This window comes from Mycobacterium sp. SMC-2 (assembly GCF_025263485.1).
Classification (GTDB): Bacteria; Actinomycetota; Actinomycetes; order Mycobacteriales; family Mycobacteriaceae; genus Mycobacterium.
On record NZ_CP079863.1, the window covers coordinates 5884157 to 5902941 of the forward strand.

Consider the following 18785-nt stretch of genomic DNA (forward strand, 5'->3'; position numbering starts at 1 on the left):
CTCAATGCGTGCTCGCCGGGAACGCGATCTGCACCGGCGCCACCACCCGGTCAGTGACGTACAGGCCACGGCCAGGGTCAGCCGGCATGGCTTTCGTCTTGCCGACAATGAATCCTTCATCCGGGTCCCCGTCCATCACCACGACGGGTGCTTTGGCCTTGAGCAGCTCCCCGATGATCGGATTGGTCAGCGTGCGGCCCCACTGAGCGATGCGCCGCGACACGACCAGGTGCAGGCCGATCTCCTTACCCCGCGCGATAAATCGCGCCAACGGGCCCAACGGGTATCCAGTTCCCGCCACGAATCCACCAGTGTCCCAACTGGCGAGGGTCTCTTCACGGTCGATGAAGACAAAGATCTCCGGCCCGCTCCAGCGCCGCGTCCCCGCGGCCAAGTCTTCCTGACTCAGGTCCGTGATCGGCAGACGTTCAGTCAGGATCGCCCCCAGGCTCTCCCCCAAGGCGCGCACCTGGTCCTCCCGGAAAACGTAGGAGCCCAAATGCTCACCTTCGACCACGCGCAGCAGCTCATTATGAGGGTCCACAACATAGATTTGCGCCTGCTCGGGCCCGTAGACCCGCATCACGGCTTGGGCCACCGTGGCCAACCCGCTCGACAAGCCACATTCAGGTCGACCAGTCAGCAGCAGATGCGGTGTTGCGCCGAAGTTCGCGACCGCCGGTTGCAAACCGATTTCGGAAATCCCGAACGGCACGACACCCCTGCCTTTGACGCCGCCTGGCCCGTGCTCACGCTGCTCCCATTGCGCGAAAACCTCATCGATACCAACCAATTTGGGCAATATCCGTACCCGCGCGGCCGCGCTCTCGGGTCCGGCGAGCCTGGCAATGGTCTCAGCGGCCGCCGCCACATCGCTGCGCCGCCCCTGCACGGTCACCTGCGGTAACCCGGCCTGAAAGTGGAAACCGTCCATCGTCGTGCCGCGGCCCCTGATCTTGACCACTTCAACCTGCTCGACCTCGCCGCCGGTGTCGTCGTCTTCGTCGAGGAAGATCTTCTGCTCACCAAACGGCACATCTCGCGCGACCTTGACACTGTTGACGGTCATGTCATCGTTGTCGCCGAGCCTGAGCTCCACGTTGCTGGTGAACAGCTTCGTCATTCCTGACGGAAACTTATTGGCGATCCAGCCGCTCGTCGACATGATGGCGTGCACCCCAACGTCGGGTCCTTTGGCCAAGATTCGTTCCACATCAGCGACGAGCAGCTGCTCCCAGTTCTTCCAGAACGTCGGCCATCCATCGATCACCAAAAACACATCGCCGAATGGGTCCGCAGGTACCTCACCGGCCGCGCCACCGAATTTGCGTTCGCGCAGCTTGGTCAGCGTCAATCCGAGCTTGGTGAAGGCCTGCTCGCGCTGATCGATCAGCGCCAGCATCTCGGCGATAATTCGTTTGACCTGCTCGGGGTCCACCTCGCGGGCAAAGCCACCAACGTGCGGCAAATCGGCTACCACGTTGAGGTCGGGTCCGCTGAGCGCGATGACATAAAACTGAATCCGCCGAGGGTGATACAGCAGCGCGGCACCCGAGATCATCGTGGCGAGGGCCACCGTTTTACCTGATTGGCCCATACCAATGACCGCGCAGTTGCCTTCGGCCAGATTGGGTGCATAGACGAGCTGTCGGTGATCGCGCGGTCGGTCTTCAATCCCGACCGGAAACATCAACCTCGACGGCTCGTTTCCGGCTGAGCCGTAGTCGACATCCCAGGCTTGTCCCCGCAGCCGGCTCACCAGCTCATCAGCCGGCACCGGCTGTAACGGCGGTAGCCACATCGGTTGCAACGGAGGAAGGTTCAGCCGGTTCAAGCAATCCACCGTGGCCTGCACCTGTTTGACGGTACGGCCGTCCGCGCCGACGATAGCGCGTGGTTCGGCGACTTCAACGTGCTCGGCCTGGTCGCCGTTGGCCACTGGCGCAGCCGGCATTCCCACTGCCCTGAACTCTTGTGGCTCAACGTAACCGGCTTCCTGCCTGGCCGCAGCAGCCGCCGCCCGCTGCGGCGGCACATAGCTTTTGAGCACGAACGCCGTCTGAAACCGCGTCAGGTTCTTACTCGCTCCGACCTTCAAAAGCCCCGCGCCAGCCGGCTTTTTGGGCAAATGATTGGCCTCATCAGTACCCAACACCTCGTGGGAATCGGTGTCGCCGACAGTGCGCAGCGCCACCCGCACCGGGATGTTACTCATGATGCCGCCCTGCATCTGGTGGCCCAGCCGCTGCGACCCCATGACGAGGCGAAGCCCCTGCGAGCGTCCCTGGCGGCCTACCTCGTCCATCACCGCTTTAGCGCCGTCATGCTCGGCGAACATCTGCGTGAACTCATCGACAACCAGCAGCAGGTGCGGCATCGGCCGCAGCTTCTCCTTCTTGTGGATCCGCAGGTACTCGTATTCGGCGATGTCACTGACCCCAGCCCGGTCAAGCCGCGCCTTGCGGCGCTCCATCTCGCCGTAGAGAACATCTCCCATCCGCACGATCCACAGCCGATCGTTGCGCAAGTTGCTCATCGCCGCCACCGTGTGCGGGAAGCCCGCCACCAAATGCGCCAACGCGCTGCCCTTGAAGTCAAACACCGCGACCTTCAATGAATCTGGCGAATGCGTCAAACACGCCGAAGTAATCAGCGCCGTCAAGAACACCGACTTACCGCTACCGGTCGTGCCGACCACGACGACGTGATGGCCCATCCCGTCGAACTCGTGTGTCTCTTTGAGGTCAAGGGCCACGGGTTGTCCGTTTCGGGGATCAATCCCGATGGGGAACCGCATCCACTCGCGACCCCACTGCATCTCGCCCTCGTCATCTTGCAGCGGCGGGCCCAGCCGGGTGGCCGCCCATGCCTCCTCCACATCGATATTGCCCGGATCACGATGGCCGAGAATCTCATAGAGATCAACGACCTTCGACGCCGCGGCGGTCGAGCTTTGCGTCACACGCGAATCAGCATGGTATCGGGCCATTTTGCGCGCAAACGCGACCGCAGACGCGGTGTCGAGCGTATCGGGCAGCGCGAAGAACCCCTCCTCGTCATATGCTCCATCGCGCTTGACGTGCAATGTGTACTCAGCCGTCATCCGTAGCCCCCTCCTTGACCACTACACGCACAAAGGTCACACCCGTGACCCCCCCAACACCCCTGCGGTTCAACGTATCCCATTCGCTATCCACGCGGAGCTGGTCGTTGATCACCAGCCAATGGGGGCGAACCTCCCCCGCGCCCGGATCGCCGTAATTTTTGCGCGCACCATGCAATTCGTGGCCCACCGCCGCATCCATCGCCGCCGGCGACGTCCACACCATCCGCAACGGCCCGCCGCTGTCGACGAGTTTGTCGTGTTGGCAATGCGGCAGCCACTTGAGCCAATCCCATCGCGCTGGCTCATCGGTGACAACCATGACTTTCAAGTCCTGGGGCGAATGAAAGCAGGCCGCCTGACAGATCATCGCGCGCATCACGCCATGGACCGTGTCCGGACCGTCCTTCCCCACCAATGTCATCAACGGAGTCTTCTTGAGCGACAGGGGTTTAGCGATCCCACTGATCTTGGATTGCTCCAACAAGAACTTGCGAAGCGCGTCATAGCACACCGGCTCATAGTCCGCCGACTCCCCCAGCTGGGGCTTAGCCAGCTTCTTCGCCAGATCCGAAGTGCCGGTTCCAAAACGGATATATCCGAAGTGCATCGAAAGGTCTTGAGCAGAACTGGACCGCTCCCACATCCGCGGTGAACCGACCAGCCCACGCAGCATTGACGGTTCGGGGTGCAAGAACTGGTAATTGGCGAACTGGCGCTCGGCGTCACCTTGAATCACATCGCGGGTCTGGTCGAGCTCATCCATATAGGAGCGGCGTTCTTCTTCTAACGCTTGTGGAGACAACGCCTTATCGCCGCCACCAAAATGGCCCTGCATAAACACCCCAGCGAACGACACAATCATCATCACCGGCACAAACAACGAGAACAGGCTCATCGGGCCAGAGCGCAGTCCCGGCTGGGTCAAGATCATGGCCATCATGCCCAAAAACGCTGCGCCCATGACGGCAGGCAAAATGATCTGCGCCTTCGTCATCGGTAACCGGCGCGGCGCGATCGGAGAGTCACGCACCGCCTGCACGCCGCCATCAACCTTGGGCGGCCTCAGCCGCCGCGATGGGCTGAAACGAATCGTCGACAAACTTCTACCCCTCTTATCCGCCGGCCCGTACGTTGGTCTTCGTCGGCAACACAGCCACCGCGTCCGACGGGCTATGCACCGTCAACGCTGCCGCCCGCGACAGCTCCGGGCCCGCAGGCCACACCTGGAGCATCGACCATGGCGCCGGACGCACCTGAGATAACACCAGTCCCAGCGCTTGCACGCTATTTTCGTCAAACGGCACGCCATATCGTGACCCGGTGGAACTTATCAGCCACATCGTCTCGCGGGCAGGCGAATCCAAGGCTTGGCCCGTCGTGCTCACGAACGTCGATGCACGATCACCGACCAGAACCTGATTAGCTTGCACCCCGCCGTTGCCGGCACCTACCAACGGCACCACCTTCGCTCGCTGATCGGAGCGAATGGGCAATCCGCGACCCGAAACCACCGCCAGGCGCGCCTGCCGCTCGCTGACACTCCACTGCCACGCCACACACGACACCGGCCGACTGGCCGCATCGACCAGGTGCACCGGGGTCCGCGGATAGTAATCCACGTCAAGAACATGACGCAGCGGAATATGAGCCAAATGATCCGGCGATACCTGCGGTGGTGTGGCTAAGCCAAACGAATCATGTTGGCGCAGCATCGAAGCCACCACGGGCGAGACCTCTTGAACTCCATCTGCCAGCACCACATAGAACCGGTCCGACTGTGCAGCCACATCCCGGCTGGCCACCACCGCACCGACAACGACCCCAGCACCCAAGTCCACTTGACCCGGCCCGCCGGCGCCCGGCACCGCAGGAACAACCAGCGGTCCCCCCGCTGGTAACGCATCAAACAGAGCCCGCGACATGCCCATTACCTGCGCCCCCGGCGCAATCCCCAGCGGCCCGGCGACCGCGGACGCAGACAGATCAATCGGCATCCGAACACCATTTGTCACCAGGTACACCTGCGGCCCGTAGGACAACAGCAAGGCCTCGCTGCCGGCGAGCTCCCCGGCGGCCTCCCCCAGCGACAGCTGCCCATCGATGCCCGTCACCAGCGGCGACCCGCCAACCGTTGTCGGCGCCGTGTCACACACAGCCCAGCGCGAAATCTGCGGCGATAGCACCGCCGGGGTCTCCACCGGAGCGCCCTGGATCCCCACCGTCGGACCCTTCGGCCACTTCGCGATCTCGGTTGGCGCCACAAACGTCGGCCGTTCCGGCGAATCCGCAATCAGCTGCGCTGACACCAGATTCAGCGCCGGATACAGCCGCTTGTCGACCACCACAAACAACGCACCCGAGGAACTATCAGCGACGATCTTCGACGCGTCATCGATCACCCCAGCCGGGCGAAACCACCCGTACACGAACGCCCCCACCACCAGCACCACGCCCAGCACCGCTGACAACATCAACAGCGTGCGATGCCAGCGAACCGGATTGATCTCCATGCCCACCGAACGGCGCAGCAACGCAAACGACAAGCGTCGCCGAACAAAGAAATGACCGGAAACCTGCGTCTTAGACGCCAACTTCAACGGCACACCGGCACCGTACCGCCCACCGCTATACCCCCGCTACCAGCGCGTCCAAATTGGATGAAAACCCAGAACGCCGTTAACGCCTCGTGCCCCTGAATTGCGGCGCATTCCGTCACTGTGACGTTCTCGGCGCGACGCCGTCCAACGCTGAACATGCCCTGCCGACGATCCGTGAGACCCCGCCACTGCTGCGGTTCGATTTCTGTCACGGCTGCACTCCACCACACAGGATAACTACGATGGATGGTCATGAGATAGCTAAGGGGGTCTAAGCGGGGTCAACCCAACACTGCGGCCCCCACGGCGAAGCCGCGATATTTCAAGCAACGAGCTCGGATTCGATTACCCGCCACAACAATTCAAATTTGGTAACGAAATCGCCTGGATACGCAGTCGCCGCGGCGTAAACCATATCCGCGACATCGACCGGCCGCCGCTCCCAACCTGCCAGCAACTCCATCGTGCGGGCGGTAACCCACTGCGCGTGATAACGCTCGCGATCTCCCGTGGAGGCCTCCGGCCGAGGCCTGTTCGCGCTGAGGTTCACGTAATACACGGTTGAGGCGATCCGATACTGGTTCCACGCCTCCTCCGAAATGCCGTCGCCCGTGCCCAGCGCATCCCACATCTGCCGCAGATCCGGCATCATCTCCCCCGACATCTTCACGGCCTCAATCATCTGAACAGCCAGCGGCACAACCACTTGATTTTCAACCATGCGCTTCTCTGGGTCAGCAGAGGTCGTCTCCTGAAGCCGGGCATATACCTCCGGGTGCAAGGCTTCGAGACGATGCATGTGCATATCATCGAGGATGGGGCGGATGTAAGCGCCGTCGTCGAATTCGCGCTGACACACCGCGTATTCGACACCGGGGACCCGCCCCAAGGGACTCGCCGCAGTTACCGCCATCGCAACTAAATGCGTTCCACCGCGGCCGCGCAGCCGCGCGTATTCGGCTAGCACCTCAGCAGCATCGGACGACCCGAACCAACGCTCCCGAAATTGATTGTCTACCAGCTTATCTGACACCAAAAGGCGTGCAGTGCGCGGCAAGAACACTCCCCGCGGAATGAAACCAAAGCCTTCGTTGGACATCACCACGCACTCGGTAGCCCCGCCAGCTTCCCGACGAAATACCCCTACTGCCCACTCAATGCACGCGTAATTAACGATGTCACTGTCACGACGGAGCTTGCGCACCAACGCTTTTGCGGTCGCCAGCTCGGCTGACTCCGGCCGTCCACACTGTCGGACACCAGCCCCGGCGCTGACAACACTTGCCGGCACCACTACCGCCCCACCCGATCCGGCCGTCGATCCAGCCACCGGACCTGTAGACGGCGCGGAACCACCTGGTGAGCCCGTGTTGCCCGTAGGGGCGACGGCGGCGGCAGCGCTTGCGACCCCCGCAGCAACCGGGGCCGCGGGTGCCCCCATCCCCGGGGGCGGAAGCATCATCGCCGGTGCAGCACCGGTTGACCCGCCAACATTTGCAGAGCTGGCGACCCCCGCGCCCGCGGGGTTCACCGCCGCAGGGGTAGCACCCGCCGCTGTCAGCCCCGCCGAGGGAACACCCGCACCCGAAGTCACGCCCGCCGCTGGCGTGGCCGCTGCCTGTCCCGCGGCTGGCGTCCCAGTCCCGGTCGCCGGCGGCAACGACCCCAGTGCCGATCCTGCTGAAACGCCCTGAGAGAACGCCTGCGCCGGAGCGCCCGCTGCCGGTGCGGCGTTAGCGGGCAGGTTGCCCAGCCCGGCGGCCTGAGTCCCGGGCAGCTGCCCCATACCGCCGGGCAGCCCACCCAAGCCCCCGCCAGAGCCCAGGCCCCCCATACCGCCCCCGCCGGGCATCGAGCCCAGCCCGCCCGTCATGGACGTCAGACCTGGAGGGAAACCAACCGACTGAATCCCGCTGCCGCCACCACCCGGTGTCGGCATCTGCCCGCCGCCGCTGGCGAACGGATTTCCCAGTGCAGGAGCGGGTTGCGGGTCTGTTATCCCATTGTTGTCGCGGTCGACCCATTTCGGATGGTGACCGTGTCCGTTATTCGCGCCCGTCGGGACACTACTGTCACCGCCATTGAGGCCGGCAGGGTCCCCGTTCGTTGGTGTGGTGTCATCGCCTAGTCCAGATCCTTCTTTGCCTGTGGGTACTGCTATTCCGCCTCCGCCGGTGTGAGGTAAGACGGGGTCTTGAGGTACGGGACCGCCTAGGCGTGAGGTCAGCGCGGTGATGTCTGTGCCTGCAGTGTGTTGGAAGACCCCGGCCTTGGCTGTGGCGGCTCCTACTGCGCTGGTCGTCAGGGACCGTGCGTGCGCGTGCCAGCGCGCAACGATCTCGTGCTGTTGTATCGCGTTTTTGGCCTGCGAGAGTTCAGCATTGGCTTTGATGACAACACTCTGCTGGGCGGTACGCGCGTCACGGTAAACGCCAGCGACTCCATTGAAATAGTCTGCCGCTGCGCTGTAGATCCCGGCCATGCGGCCGTAGTCGGCGGCCAATTGGCGATTCTTTTCGTGCCCAGCTTCCCAACCGGGCGATTGTGCGGCCTCTTCCCGCATCGCGTTCGCGGCTTTGAGCTGCTGCTGCAGCCGACCGACTTTCTCCGCCAACGCCTTATAGTGCGCGGCTTGGGTCTCTAACGGCTCCGCTGCCGGCGGCACCATATCGGGCGTGATGATGATGTTGCCAGCGATACTGGTTGCGGGCACGTCCGCCACGGCTCCCCCTTCCTCACGCTACCGGCAAGCGGTGTTTACCTTGCCTTCCGCGGTATTTGCTTTACCGATCGCGGTATTTCGCAAGCTGCCCTTGCGATGCGTGGTGGCGTCTTCCATGTCCGAGCTGGCTGCAAGGTAGTCGTTGATCCCTGAGCGGATCGCTGCCGGTGTTTCGGCAGGAAGTTGAGCGCGCAGGTATGCGCTTTCCACCAGGATCACCCGCGCCTCATTCGCCAAAGCCTCTTGGGTAACGGGATCATTCCAGTCCGCCGGAGCGTGGGCGACCGCGTTGGTTGCCGCGTCCATCGCTGTGGCAGTAATCCCCCACACTTCGCATGCCTTTGTGTGTGCTGCTGCCACTTGATCGGAACTTGGCGCAGGTGGCGACCACGGCACGACCGCCATACTGACGGGAGCCTTGGACGGGGTCATCCACGCTACTGCGGCAACCGCGGTAGCCCCGAGCGCAACGACCAGCACCACCGCCGAGCCCACCACCGCTCCGCGGGACGGCCCCGCCGGAGGCGACGGAGGTAGCGGGAAAGCGGGTGGAAGCGGTGTCCCCGTTTGGGGTGAGTGCAGGGTGGCGGTCACTAGGGCACCATCCTTTCGGCGGATGTCTGATGGGCATTCGTTGAAGGGACTCGGCGGGGGCCGAGGTGACGGCCAGTGGTGGTCGCTCGTTGAGGGCCTGTATGACACCGCCGCCCTCGGTCCTCCCGGGGTCGCAGACCGGCATCAGGAAGACGCGCCGCAGAGCGCCAGTTAGTGACCGTCCGGTGGTCGATCCCCTCGCCGCGTCGTCGCTGCCAAGTTGAGGAGATCCGTTGCCGGAAGACACCACAGGAATTATCTACGTCGGTTTGGACTGGGCCGCTGCCGCACATGCTGTGTGCGTGCTGTCTGCGGTGGGAAAAGTATTGGCACAGTTCATGATTGACCACACTGCGGAAGGCATTGCCATGCTGATCCGTAGACTCGCCAAGTACGGCGATCCCACCCAGATACACATCGGGATCGAGCGACCCAATGGGCGGTTGGTCGACCTGCTGCTCGAGGCCGGCCACCCGGTCATCCCGGTATCGCCGAACGCCATCAAAACCTGGCGCGACGGCGAAGTCATCTCCGGCGCTAAGTCCGACGCCGGCGACGCACTGGTGATCGCCGAGTACCTGCGACTGCGCCACCACCGACTGCATCCCGTAGCGCCCTACAGTGCTCAGACCAAGGCACTTCGCACGGTAGTGCGCACCCGCGATGACATCGTCGCCATGCGGGTATCGGCCACCAACCAACTCAGCGCCTTGCTCGATGACCACTGGCCCGGCGCCAAGGCGATCTTCGCCGATATCGAGTCCCCGATCAGCCTGGCGTTCCTGCGCCAGTACCCCACTGCGGGCAGCACATCGCGCCTCGGTGAGAAACGCCTGGCCGCGTTCCTGGCCAAGCACGGCTACTCCGGCCGTCGGCCAGCCAGCGAGCTGCTGGGCCGGCTGCGCGCGACCCCGCGGGCACCACCGACCCCACCCTGTCGGTCGCCGTCGCCGACGCCGTAGGAGCCCTGGTCACCGTGCTGGAGGCCCTCAACAGCGCCGCCAAAACTCTCGACCGCTCCGTCATCGCCCGCCTCGGGAAGCACCCGGACGCCGAGATCTTCACGTCGCTGCCAAGGTCGGGTCAGATCAACGCCGCCCAGGTGCTCGCCGAGTGGGGCGACTCCCGGGCAGCCTACGACGGACCCGACGCCGTAGCGGCTCTGGCCGGAGCCACTCCAGTGACCAAAGCCTCCGGCAAACAGCACGCCGTGCACTTCCGCTGGGCCTGCAACAAACGCTTCCGCCGGGCACTGACCACCTTCGCCGACAACAGTCGTCACCAAAGTCCTTGGGCCGCCGACATCTACGCCCGAGCCCGCGCTCGCGGACACGACCACCCTCACGCCGTACGTATCCTCGCCCGCGCCTGGATCCGCGTCATCTACCGCTGCTGGCACGACCACCGCCCCTACGACCCCAACCTCCACGGCGGAACACAAAGACTGTTGCCACAAACAGCCTGAGGTTGACTCAGGAAGTGTCATATGGTCACCACCGGTGTTAGGTCCTGAGCGTTCTGATTGTCGGTCTCGAGGTCTGCGGTCAACGATTGGTCGTTGCGCTGAGCAACGTTGCCACCGTGTGGCGCCAGCGTGGCACCGGCGCCTGCGACTTCCTGGCTCACGCCTGCGCAGGCTGCCACGCTCGGCGCCCACATGGAGGCCGCGTGGACGCCGTCTGCCGCCGTAGCCGCGGCGCCATGGGCTGCCTGCTCGGGCACGGTCGCAGCGAATTCGACCGTTGCCGAACCGGTCAGCATGTTCGCTGACCCCGCTGCGGCAGGCGAGACCTGCAGAACGTCATTCGTTTCCATCACTCACACGCCTTGTCGAGTTCGGTGCTGGCATTGTCCACGCGATCGACAAAGACCTGCGCATCATGATTGGACACCTCACGCGTATCGGCGTCGACCGCGGCCAAGACGGCGGCGATGTAGCCGTTGACGGCGTCGGCTACAGGTTTCGGCGTAGCCGGGGGGAGGTGCTGTTGCATGTATTGCGTCTCGACTATCGCGACGAGCTGAAAGTTGGCCAGCGCTGGATGGTATTGCGGCACCTGCCGGTCACGCGCCGCCACGGCAAAGTTCTGCTGGGAGTTAGCGATCGATGCAGCGGCGACGTTGCTGGCGTTGCAGGCCTCTTTCTTGGCTGCGGCCACTTGGTCGGGGCTGTAGCTCGGCGGTGCTGGGGGTGGCGCCGTCACCGTGGTGGTCGTCGCGGTCGGGGTTGATCGGTCCAACTTCATCGCACTCATCACCGTTGCGCTCAACGCCAACAGCAGCGCGAGCGACAGCATTACCCATACTGCCAGCCAGCCCGGCCCGCGCCTCCGATACACCGTCGGTGGTGCTGGGGCTTGCGGCGGCGACATGTAGTTGGGCGGCGGCGGTGGCAACACCGCGGCACCGGTCGGCACGCCGACCGTACTCATGGAGGGGGGCGGGCCGCTGGATGCAGCTGGATACCCCGGCTGCCCAACTGCCTGCGGATTCATGAATTCAGGGTACTTGTCTGCGGTGACATCGGGCTACCACTGCAAGTGAATCCGCGGCGAAACACGTGCTCAGGTGGCGGTCCAGATTTCGCTTTTGGGGTCGGTAAACGCTTGCACAGCAGCGTCGAGCGCCTCCTGGTCCTGGCCGCCTCCCACGCTCGCTGTTTCCTCGACCGCGGCATTGACTGCTTCGTCGATCGTGGTGTTGATCAGCTCGGCCAACGCCCCGTGTGAGTATCGGGTGGTGCAGCCCTGAGCCAGCGACAGCGAGGTGAGTTGTCCTTGGGAGTTCACCGACAACACGACATCACCATCGCCGCCGATAGCTTCCAGGTCGATGCCATCCATCTCCTCAAGCAGCTTGGAGAGCATCGATGACACCCGTTCCATGCGCGCTATGACACTGGCGGTGAGATTCTTATCCGCCTGGTAGCCGTCATACTCGTACACCGTCACGAGGCCTCACCGCGGTTGTTGGCAGCGATTTCTTTCTTCAGCTCGGCCAGGGCTATCGACGCAGAATCGAGCTGGGCCATCACCTCGGCGACGCGATCCTGATCGGATTGATAGCCCACGTACCCATCCACCGTCACTGGGAGTCACCGCTGGTGTCGGGGTCGATGCGTCGGCTGCGCGACCTAACGGTCACTGTCCGGTTCGGCCCGTCTTTGGGGTAGACAGCTGCGTCAACGGTGGCCGTGTGCCGAATTGGGTCTCCCCGTTCGCCTTTGATCGGTTCGGAATTAGGTCGCGATGGCATCTCGATCGACTTATCCGGGTCTTTTACCTTGCGGTTGGCCGCCCCGGCGCCGGCGCCCATGCCGCCCATCGGCGGCATGAACATCGGCGGGCCACCCATACCGCTTTCAGCGGCGGCACCAGTGGGACTCGGAGTGCCGCTGGCCCCCGCCAACGGAGGCGGCGTTGAGGCGGGCGATCCCATTCCGGAGATCGCTGAAGCCGCCGGTTTGAGATCTGCTCCGCCGCCGGACGCTGGGGTGGTAGCGCCGTCGTCACCACCGCCACCGCCACAGCCGGCACCGGAGCCCAGGGAGTCTGCTGGCTCGATTTTGGCGGCGTCGTCGAGCCCGTTCTTGCCTGCCATCCCTTGCGTTAATCCTGCGACGCCCTGGGTGGCTTGCTGCGCTAATCCCTGAAGCTCTTGGCCCAGTTTCTGCAGTACCTGGGTGGCCATGCCGACGCCAGCGCCCAGCATGCCGATCAACATCGAGGGCAAAGACGAGGCCATGCCAGCCATTGAACTGGTTCCCGCAGGCGCTAGCGGGTTAGCGGTTGGATCACCATCGCCAGAATCCAGACCGTCGAGGTCGCCAGGTTCTGTGTCGGGGTCGGCGTCGCCCCCGTGGGTGGTGCCCGGGTGATCGCGCGTCGTTTTCGGATCGGTTCCCTGCAAGGTTGTCGATGGCAGGCTATCCCCTTGTCCGGCACCAGGTTCCACAATCGCTGGGGCTGGCGGTGGCCCAGGCGGAGCCTGCGGTATGGTCTCGCCGGTGTGGTAGCCAGCGGACACAACCTGGGTGTGGTTCGTTAACTGGGTCAAATTCGTATGTGCCTTGGCCACCGCGGCCGCCGATCCCGGACTGGGATAAGAGCCGTTGAGTGCGATCGCGTTGTGCAGCTCGCGGTGACGGTTAGCGAATTCCGTGGTCGTCGGAGTCGCCTGCTTGGCTTGGGCAAATCTGTCCTTGTGGCTGCCGGCGAGCTGTCCGACAGTGTCGGCATGGCGAGCCATCTCCTGCGCCCAGTCGGCGTAACGATTCAACGCCGCCGTAATACGCGGTGCCGCTTCCCCTTTGAGGTGTTCACTGACCCTGGCCGCCCCGCGGCGGGCAGATTGGGCGGCAGCGCTAAATCCTTCTGAGAGTGCGGCGCAGTCTGCCACAAAGAGATCCCCGGCAGCGGGCTGACCCGCTTCCATGATCGCTGCGGTCGTTTCGGCTGGGCGCGGTGCCGGCGGGGCGATCGGCACATCGGGGGCAACAAGATTGACCGTCACCGCCGGGGTGAAGCCCGGTGTGGGGGGTGCAGGGTTACCTTGCAAGCTGACCACGGCTTGATTGGACTGGTCCATCTGCCCATATGCCGCTGCTGACTGGGTTATCGCATTGGCGCCGGCGGCCAGGACCGTGGCACCGTCAGCGGCTCGCGACGTCATCACCGCTGCGTGCTCACTGAGGCGGGCAGCCACGCTCGTTGAGGTCTCATCGGTGGCCAGCGGAGGGTGTACCGGTGACTGCGCGCCGAGCTCGGCAAGGCTGTTGGCAGCGGCGACGAGACCAGCGACGGCGCTCTGCAGCCCAGCAACATCCACCTGCAGCACCGCGGTCCTCCCTCCCTTTTCCTTGCCGACGTTGCGACCAGTTCGCTAGAAATCGATCAGGGCCTCATAGCTGGCCACCTGGTCCTCGGTGGGCAACGTACTCGAGACCGTCACGTGTTGGGCCTCCCACTCCCGGCGCAGCGCCAACTGCGAACGTAGATGAGCCAGCGTGTTCAATTTGATGATGCGGTTAGCCAGTTCGGCGTCGCTGAGCTGCATCGCCGCCGCCTGCAGCTCCACGCCTAACGAGTTGCCGCTGCGGCCCACCGCCACAACGATCGACTCATCGCGACTTACGGCCTCGAACACCACGGTGTCGTAGTCGGTCGACGGCGCTTCAGACATGTTGCTAATCCGTGGAAATCGTCAAATTGGCACGGTTTTCGGCGTTCATCTCCGCCATGCGGGCCGCGGCGGTGCGAAGCTGCTGTGCTATGGCCCCGTGCCGCTCTTGCTGGTCGCGCAATGCGGTCTCGCGGTCGTTGACCGCGGACACTGCAGCACGACGCGCCTCGTAAAACAGTGGTCCCCACGACTCGGCCGCAGCCACAGTGCGGGCATGGTCAGCACGGGCCTGCTCGCACGCCTCGGCGGCGCGTTCGTGGGCGATCGCCCATTGAGTCAGGTCATCGGTGTTGACCTGCAAGGCCTGCTCGTTCACGGTCATTACGCTACTCCCTCACGTTGTAGTAAAAGGTCGCTCAAGTTGTCCGCGGCGCCGGTGCGGGCGCCACTGCCGGCGCCGGCGCGGTGGCCGCCGCGGTCACCGTTGTCGCTGTCGGGGCCGACACGTGCGTCCATCCCAAGAAATTCGGGCCGGTCTCGAGTTGGTCGATCGGCGTGACTTGGTCATTAAGCCAAACATGGTCTTTGTCCAGGGCCATGACTCGATGGTCGGTGTATTGGCCCACATCGCCGAACTGCAGCCGCGAGGGAGCCATGGGTGAACTCACCGGCGAACCCAGCGGCGGCAACTGAAGTTTGGCCGCGGCATAGGCGTCATCGATGCTGTCTCCTGAGAGCACTGCACGTCCGGCCTGCGCGAGTGCGCCATTGGCCGCGGTTCGCACCGATTGGTCGGGCAACTGGACCTGAGTCGAGGGTGCTGGCATCTGACCGGGCGCTGCCGGCGCTGACGGCGGCGGTGTGGAGCCACTGCCAGCGTTTTCTGTGCCCGCCTTGTCCCCTTTGTCACCTTTGTCGCCTGGGTCGTGCAGTGCGGCTGGCTGCGTACCATCTTGAGTTTTGTCGTCACTGGTGTGCGACCCGGACGGGTCTTTTAACGGATCGGCGTGCTCATGGGAGGCCAGGTCCGGATCGTGGCCGCCATCTCGTAGCGCCCCACCGATCGCGGAACCTAAATCTCCCAGCCCGCCGCCACCGCCACCGCCGAGCGAGGGAATCGCTGAACCGAGCGCACCTGGCAGCGAGCCAAGAGCGCCCATCGCAGGTCCTGCCATCATGCCCAACCGCGACATCAACGGGTCGGATGCCAGCCCGTCCAGTAGTGGGTCATTGCCGTTGCCAGTACCGTCGCCGGTCCCGGCGGGAGAATCCGCGCCGCCCAGTGCGGTGCCGGGTGTATCCGGGCTGCCAGTGCCGTCGCCGGCCGCACCCTCGGTGTGTGGGTCATCGCCAGGTTTCTTGTCTTGCAACGCCTGATAGCGCGCCGAGAGGCCGTCTAGCACCCGCGCTTGTGAATCCGAGTCCAGCCCAGCATTTTTCAGAACGTTGAGGATGTCGTCGGTTTTGCCCTGCAAAAACTCTGCCAGCTGCTGCTGGCCGGTCGCAGTATCCAGCGACGACCCTAACTTGGTGACCTGGTCGATGATGTCCTGCTGCAGGCCTTGCAGCCGCTGACGGCCATCCGCGCTAGAGCTCGACGCTTTAAGCAGCGCGTCAGCCAGTTTGTCATCAGCGTCATTGAGCGCCGAATGATTCTTGGCCAGCGCCTCATCGAGACGCTTGGCGGCTTCGGCCCCCGCCCCGCTCAGTCCCGGTGGCGGTGGCGTGCCGGCCGGGGTCGTGGGGGCCGGGGACCCCGGAGGGGGCGGCGGCGCAGGAGGCGCTGCGGGTTGATCGCGGCCAAGTGCCCTGTTGATTTCGGGCATCGGAGCCGTATCCGGGTTAATACCCATGTAAGTCAGCTTGGCCCGGTCGAGCTTGGTGAGCTGATCGCGTGAGCTGACCGGAGCCGTTGGGGCCGGGTCTAGTGGCATCGGGCCGCCAGGCGCCGGGCTTTGAGGGAAAGGTGACCCCAATACCTCGGATACTCCGCCGAGCACCTGGGACAGCGCTACATCGGTCCAGCCCGTCATGTTCGGGACAATAAGTCCCGAGTCGCGTTAGCCGCTACCAACAACGCCACATTCACCAAAGACCGGCTACGCCAGCATGTCCACACGGCTTGTCGACTTTTGTTTTCTGTCAAGACACAACGCACCAGATGCGTCCTGCAACTTCGCACACCTGCGTCAATCGGTCCGGAGATACGGCACACAGGAGTGCCTTAAGTTGAGAAGCCTCGCGACTGTGAGCGTCGACGGCGAGCCAGTCGGCGATCTTAGCCGTAAGCTCCGAAGGCAACGATCGCGTGCTCTACATCGGTCGCATCGAGCACCGCGCGCATATCTGTCGGCGGCAATGACTTTCGGGTTCGCGGCACCATCACGGGTTGCGCCTCGTCGATTCTTCTCGCCGCACGGCCCTTCCCCGCAGTTGAATCCCCTAGCTGCACAAGCAGTAGCCGCCAACACCCGACATGCGCGACGCGAAAGCCGACGCACCTCTGGCAGGGCCAGCCTGGACAAGAGCAGGGTCAAATTGCGACGTTAACGAATCAGCCTGGCACACAGGCTTATTGCGACCCGGCCGGGAACCGATCATCTGACCGGTGGCGCCGGAGAAGCGGTCTTGCGGCTGGCCGTAAGTACGTCCTGGATTTCCTCAATCTTTGTATCGACGTCTTGCACGACTGCGCGCGTGATGCTCGGATCGTCGGCTAGCTTAGCTGGGGTACCGTCGCGCAAACTGGTCAGCTCGTCGGCGATCCACTTTATTCTCGCGATGCAACCTGACACCTCTACCAGCGATCCGGTATCAGCGATCCGGGCGCAGCACCTCTTTGGTTCCGATGTTAAATCCCTTCGAGCGCTGCACTTTCCACCAACGCTCGGGCAACTTATCGGCCGACGCGACGGTCGCGATCAAATTCCCGCCAGAACTTTGACGCGCGCAGGTTGACGCCGGCCTTGGGGTAGATTTGCACCGCGACGGGCCAGGGGGCGGCTGTAGGCCGCCCGTTGTTCGCCGGCCGTCCGCGGGCGTGACTTCTAGTTCGTAGTTAGTGGCCTTGCTGCGGATAGGTTGGTGGCCCTAGAGGGCCGGAAGGGTTGTACGGTTCGGGGGTTAAATCGCTGTGCCACATATAAATCCCGGACCCTGGCAACCATTCGTCGTATCCGTAGGGTGGCAGTGGGTTAGAGCCAGGCGGATAGATTTTCGCTCCCGGAAAGTCCGACTGCGGTACCCAGACGCCTGTGTTTGGGCCCAACTGGACATATGGGTCTGGATTGCCGTGTTCGTCGAGCACCGTTGGTGGCCCGAGGGCTCCAGGCGGATACACCTTGTAGCCGGGGATTTCATCGGATCTGACAAAGTAGTGCGGAACTTTGTCGGGGTCGTCCGCTCCTGATCGATCCCATATATCAACCCACGGCGGCGAATCAGGATAGTTGGGCGGGCCCATCCCACCCGGGCCGGCGTTGTAGGGCATATGCCGCTTATCGCCCGGCTTCCACGTGCGCGAATCCAGCGGCGCAGTAGGTGGTGACTCCTTGCCGTGGCTACCGGAAAGGCGCCCGTAGTCAGCGTTTTGGATGGTGCCGGCTATTTCAGCATTGCGCTGCTGGAAGTTTTGCAGCAATCCCTTCGCCTGGTTGAGCTGACCTTGCAAAAAGCTGGCCAGTTGCTGCTGTCCTGCGGCGCTACGTGTGCTGGGGGCCAGTGCGCTAACCCCCGCGCGGGTGTGAGAGATCAGGTCGTCGATGCTTCGTGCTCCCGCCGCGGCGGCCTGTCCGGCATGGGTCAGCGCCGGATTGACTTGGCCATCGGCGGCTATCGTGCGGTCTACCGCATGGACCTGATCGGCGTTGGTCGCAGCATAGGTCGTCGCTACCTCGCCTTGCCAATTGGCAGCTGCGGCCTGCCCCACGTGCGCTACAGCTGCTCGGCCCGCCATCAACTGCTGCGCTGAAGGCAACGCCCCTTCGACGGGCGCCGCGCCGAAAAGCCGGCGAGCATCACTGAGCACGCGACCTGTCTCGGCCACCAGTCCATCGAGTGACGACATACTGGCCAGTATTACCCAGATCCAGTGCGGCTTCCATCGCCGTCGCCGACTTCGTGCTCATGTGGCGTGCGGGGCGTCGGCGACCGGATCGGCCAACTGCTCGTTCATTCGGTCTCCGGCATGCACGTACTGGCGTATGAGCGGCGTCACAGCTTTATTCAAAACTGAGGCTGTGATCCAGGTCAGGGGTGCTGGGGGTGCGCGGCCGGTACAGGTCGCTAGTGAGTGCGCGCGCTTGTCCGATATCGCGCCGGGCGGCGGACATTTGTTCGGGCGTGCTCGTGGCATCCAGAAGGAGGGCCCGCGCGCGTTGCCGGGCGGCATGGACGTGCTCGCGGCGGGCGAGATTGTCGGGCAAGGCTTGCACGGCGCGGATGTCTTGTTGGGCTTGAGCCGAAGGTCCGGATTCGGGCATGCCGCACAGTAAACCGCGTGGCTGTGCTGCGCGACAAAGGCTGCGAGGTTTCGCCATGGGTCGGCATGCGGCGGCGACGGCTCGAATATGCGGCGATGAAACGGCGCGGGGAACTCAAGCGCCACACCAGGGATTGTGTTCGAATGTAGTGTCTAACTTCCGGT

At 63.9% G+C, this 18785-nt stretch carries 18 protein-coding genes; 3 read left to right on the forward strand and 15 right to left on the reverse strand.

Going from position 1 to position 18785, the window contains the following annotated elements:
- Window position 1: 1 nt before the first annotated feature.
- From eccCb to KXD96_RS27650, 4 genes are all read right to left on the reverse strand, one after another.
- The gene (gene eccCb / locus KXD96_RS27635) at window positions 2–3103 is read right to left on the reverse strand and encodes a type VII secretion protein EccCb (protein WP_225601336.1); all 3102 of its coding nucleotides are present in this window, start codon (window positions 3101–3103) and stop codon (window positions 2–4) included.
- A complete protein-coding gene (locus KXD96_RS27640) occupies window positions 3093–4205 on the reverse strand; it encodes a hypothetical protein (protein WP_225601337.1) in 1113 nt (370 codons plus the stop codon). The genes eccCb and KXD96_RS27640 overlap by 11 nt, the downstream gene beginning before the upstream one ends.
- Before the next feature lie 13 nt (window positions 4206–4218).
- Window positions 4219–5709: a type VII secretion protein EccB gene (eccB, locus tag KXD96_RS27645; RefSeq protein ID WP_225601338.1), complete on the reverse strand. Its 1491-nt coding sequence runs from the start codon at window positions 5707–5709 to the stop codon at window positions 4219–4221.
- A 316-nt stretch (window positions 5710–6025) separates the two neighbouring features.
- Window positions 6026–6805, reverse strand: a complete 780-nt coding sequence (locus KXD96_RS27650) for a hypothetical protein (RefSeq protein ID WP_225601339.1) — start codon at window positions 6803–6805, stop codon at window positions 6026–6028.
- 1212 nt (window positions 6806–8017) lie between these two features.
- On the opposite strand from KXD96_RS27650, the gene KXD96_RS27655 reads away from it, so the two are divergent.
- Window positions 8018–8347 (forward strand): hypothetical protein, encoded by a 330-nt coding sequence (locus KXD96_RS27655; protein ID WP_260742036.1) that lies wholly within the window; start codon window positions 8018–8020, stop codon window positions 8345–8347.
- Between the two features lie 96 nt (window positions 8348–8443).
- Here the strand turns inward: KXD96_RS27655 and KXD96_RS27660 are convergent, their stop codons facing one another.
- Window positions 8444–8731: a hypothetical protein gene (locus KXD96_RS27660; protein WP_225601341.1), complete on the reverse strand. Its 288-nt coding sequence runs from the start codon at window positions 8729–8731 to the stop codon at window positions 8444–8446.
- A gap of 602 nt (window positions 8732–9333) precedes the next feature.
- Between KXD96_RS27660 and KXD96_RS27665 the strand changes: the two genes are divergently transcribed.
- Window positions 9334–9981, forward strand: coding sequence for an IS110 family transposase (locus KXD96_RS27665; protein WP_260745249.1), 648 nt, complete (start codon window positions 9334–9336; stop codon window positions 9979–9981).
- 14 nt (window positions 9982–9995) lie between these two features.
- Window positions 9996–10484, forward strand: coding sequence for a transposase (locus KXD96_RS27670; protein WP_260739794.1), 489 nt, complete (start codon window positions 9996–9998; stop codon window positions 10482–10484).
- 17 nt (window positions 10485–10501) lie between these two features.
- Here the strand turns inward: KXD96_RS27670 and KXD96_RS27675 are convergent, their stop codons facing one another.
- The 10 genes from KXD96_RS27675 to KXD96_RS27720 form a co-directional block, all read right to left on the reverse strand.
- Window positions 10502–10834 carry a hypothetical protein gene (locus KXD96_RS27675; protein ID WP_225601343.1) on the reverse strand — a complete coding sequence of 111 codons (333 nt, stop codon included), beginning with the start codon at window positions 10832–10834 and terminating at the stop codon, window positions 10502–10504.
- Complete coding sequence (locus tag KXD96_RS27680) at window positions 10834–11316, reverse strand: hypothetical protein (protein WP_260742038.1); 483 nt, start codon at window positions 11314–11316, stop codon at window positions 10834–10836. Before KXD96_RS27680 ends, KXD96_RS27675 begins: the two co-directional genes overlap by 1 nt.
- Window positions 11317–11583: 267 nt before the next feature.
- Window positions 11584–11970, reverse strand: a complete 387-nt coding sequence (locus KXD96_RS27685) for a YbaB/EbfC family nucleoid-associated protein (RefSeq protein WP_225601345.1) — start codon at window positions 11968–11970, stop codon at window positions 11584–11586.
- Window positions 11967–12107 (reverse strand): hypothetical protein, encoded by a 141-nt coding sequence (locus KXD96_RS27690; RefSeq protein ID WP_225601346.1) that lies wholly within the window; start codon window positions 12105–12107, stop codon window positions 11967–11969. Before KXD96_RS27690 ends, KXD96_RS27685 begins: the two co-directional genes overlap by 4 nt.
- Entirely contained in the window at window positions 12104–13855 is a 1752-nt protein-coding gene (locus tag KXD96_RS27695) for a PPE domain-containing protein (RefSeq protein ID WP_225601347.1), read from the reverse strand. The genes KXD96_RS27690 and KXD96_RS27695 overlap by 4 nt, the downstream gene beginning before the upstream one ends.
- Window positions 13856–13900: 45 nt before the next feature.
- The gene (locus KXD96_RS27700) at window positions 13901–14200 is read right to left on the reverse strand and encodes a DUF2694 family protein (protein ID WP_225601348.1); all 300 of its coding nucleotides are present in this window, start codon (window positions 14198–14200) and stop codon (window positions 13901–13903) included.
- Between the two features lie 4 nt (window positions 14201–14204).
- Complete coding sequence (locus KXD96_RS27705) at window positions 14205–14522, reverse strand: type VII secretion target (RefSeq protein ID WP_225601349.1); 318 nt, start codon at window positions 14520–14522, stop codon at window positions 14205–14207.
- Window positions 14523–14556: 34 nt separating this feature from the next.
- The gene (locus KXD96_RS27710; RefSeq protein ID WP_225601350.1) at window positions 14557–16173 is read right to left on the reverse strand and encodes a DUF4226 domain-containing protein; all 1617 of its coding nucleotides are present in this window, start codon (window positions 16171–16173) and stop codon (window positions 14557–14559) included.
- A gap of 1025 nt (window positions 16174–17198) precedes the next feature.
- Window positions 17199–18206 carry a hypothetical protein gene (locus tag KXD96_RS27715; protein ID WP_225601351.1) on the reverse strand — a complete coding sequence of 336 codons (1008 nt, stop codon included), beginning with the start codon at window positions 18204–18206 and terminating at the stop codon, window positions 17199–17201.
- A 154-nt stretch (window positions 18207–18360) separates the two neighbouring features.
- The gene (locus KXD96_RS27720; protein ID WP_225601352.1) at window positions 18361–18621 is read right to left on the reverse strand and encodes a hypothetical protein; all 261 of its coding nucleotides are present in this window, start codon (window positions 18619–18621) and stop codon (window positions 18361–18363) included.
- Window positions 18622–18785: the final 164 nt, after the last annotated feature.

Excerpts from the sequence above, each read along its gene's own strand:
- eccCb (WP_225601336.1), bottom strand. The coding sequence starts at position 3,103 with ATGACGGCTGAGTACACATTGCACGTCAAGCGCGATGGAGCATATGAC.
- KXD96_RS27660 (WP_225601341.1), bottom strand. The coding sequence starts at position 8,731 with ATGGACGCGGCAACCAACGCGGTCGCCCACGCTCCGGCGGACTGGAAT.
- KXD96_RS27675 (WP_225601343.1), bottom strand. The coding sequence starts at position 10,834 with ATGGAAACGAATGACGTTCTGCAGGTCTCGCCTGCCGCAGCGGGGTCA.
- KXD96_RS27680 (WP_260742038.1), bottom strand. The coding sequence starts at position 11,316 with ATGCTGTCGCTCGCGCTGCTGTTGGCGTTGAGCGCAACGGTGATGAGT.
- KXD96_RS27700 (WP_225601348.1), bottom strand. The coding sequence starts at position 14,200 with ATGTCTGAAGCGCCGTCGACCGACTACGACACCGTGGTGTTCGAGGCC.
- KXD96_RS27705 (WP_225601349.1), bottom strand. The coding sequence starts at position 14,522 with ATGACCGTGAACGAGCAGGCCTTGCAGGTCAACACCGATGACCTGACT.
- KXD96_RS27710 (WP_225601350.1), bottom strand. The coding sequence starts at position 16,173 with ATGACGGGCTGGACCGATGTAGCGCTGTCCCAGGTGCTCGGCGGAGTA.
- KXD96_RS27715 (WP_225601351.1), bottom strand. The coding sequence starts at position 18,206 with ATGTCGTCACTCGATGGACTGGTGGCCGAGACAGGTCGCGTGCTCAGT.
- KXD96_RS27720 (WP_225601352.1), bottom strand. The coding sequence starts at position 18,621 with ATGCCCGAATCCGGACCTTCGGCTCAAGCCCAACAAGACATCCGCGCC.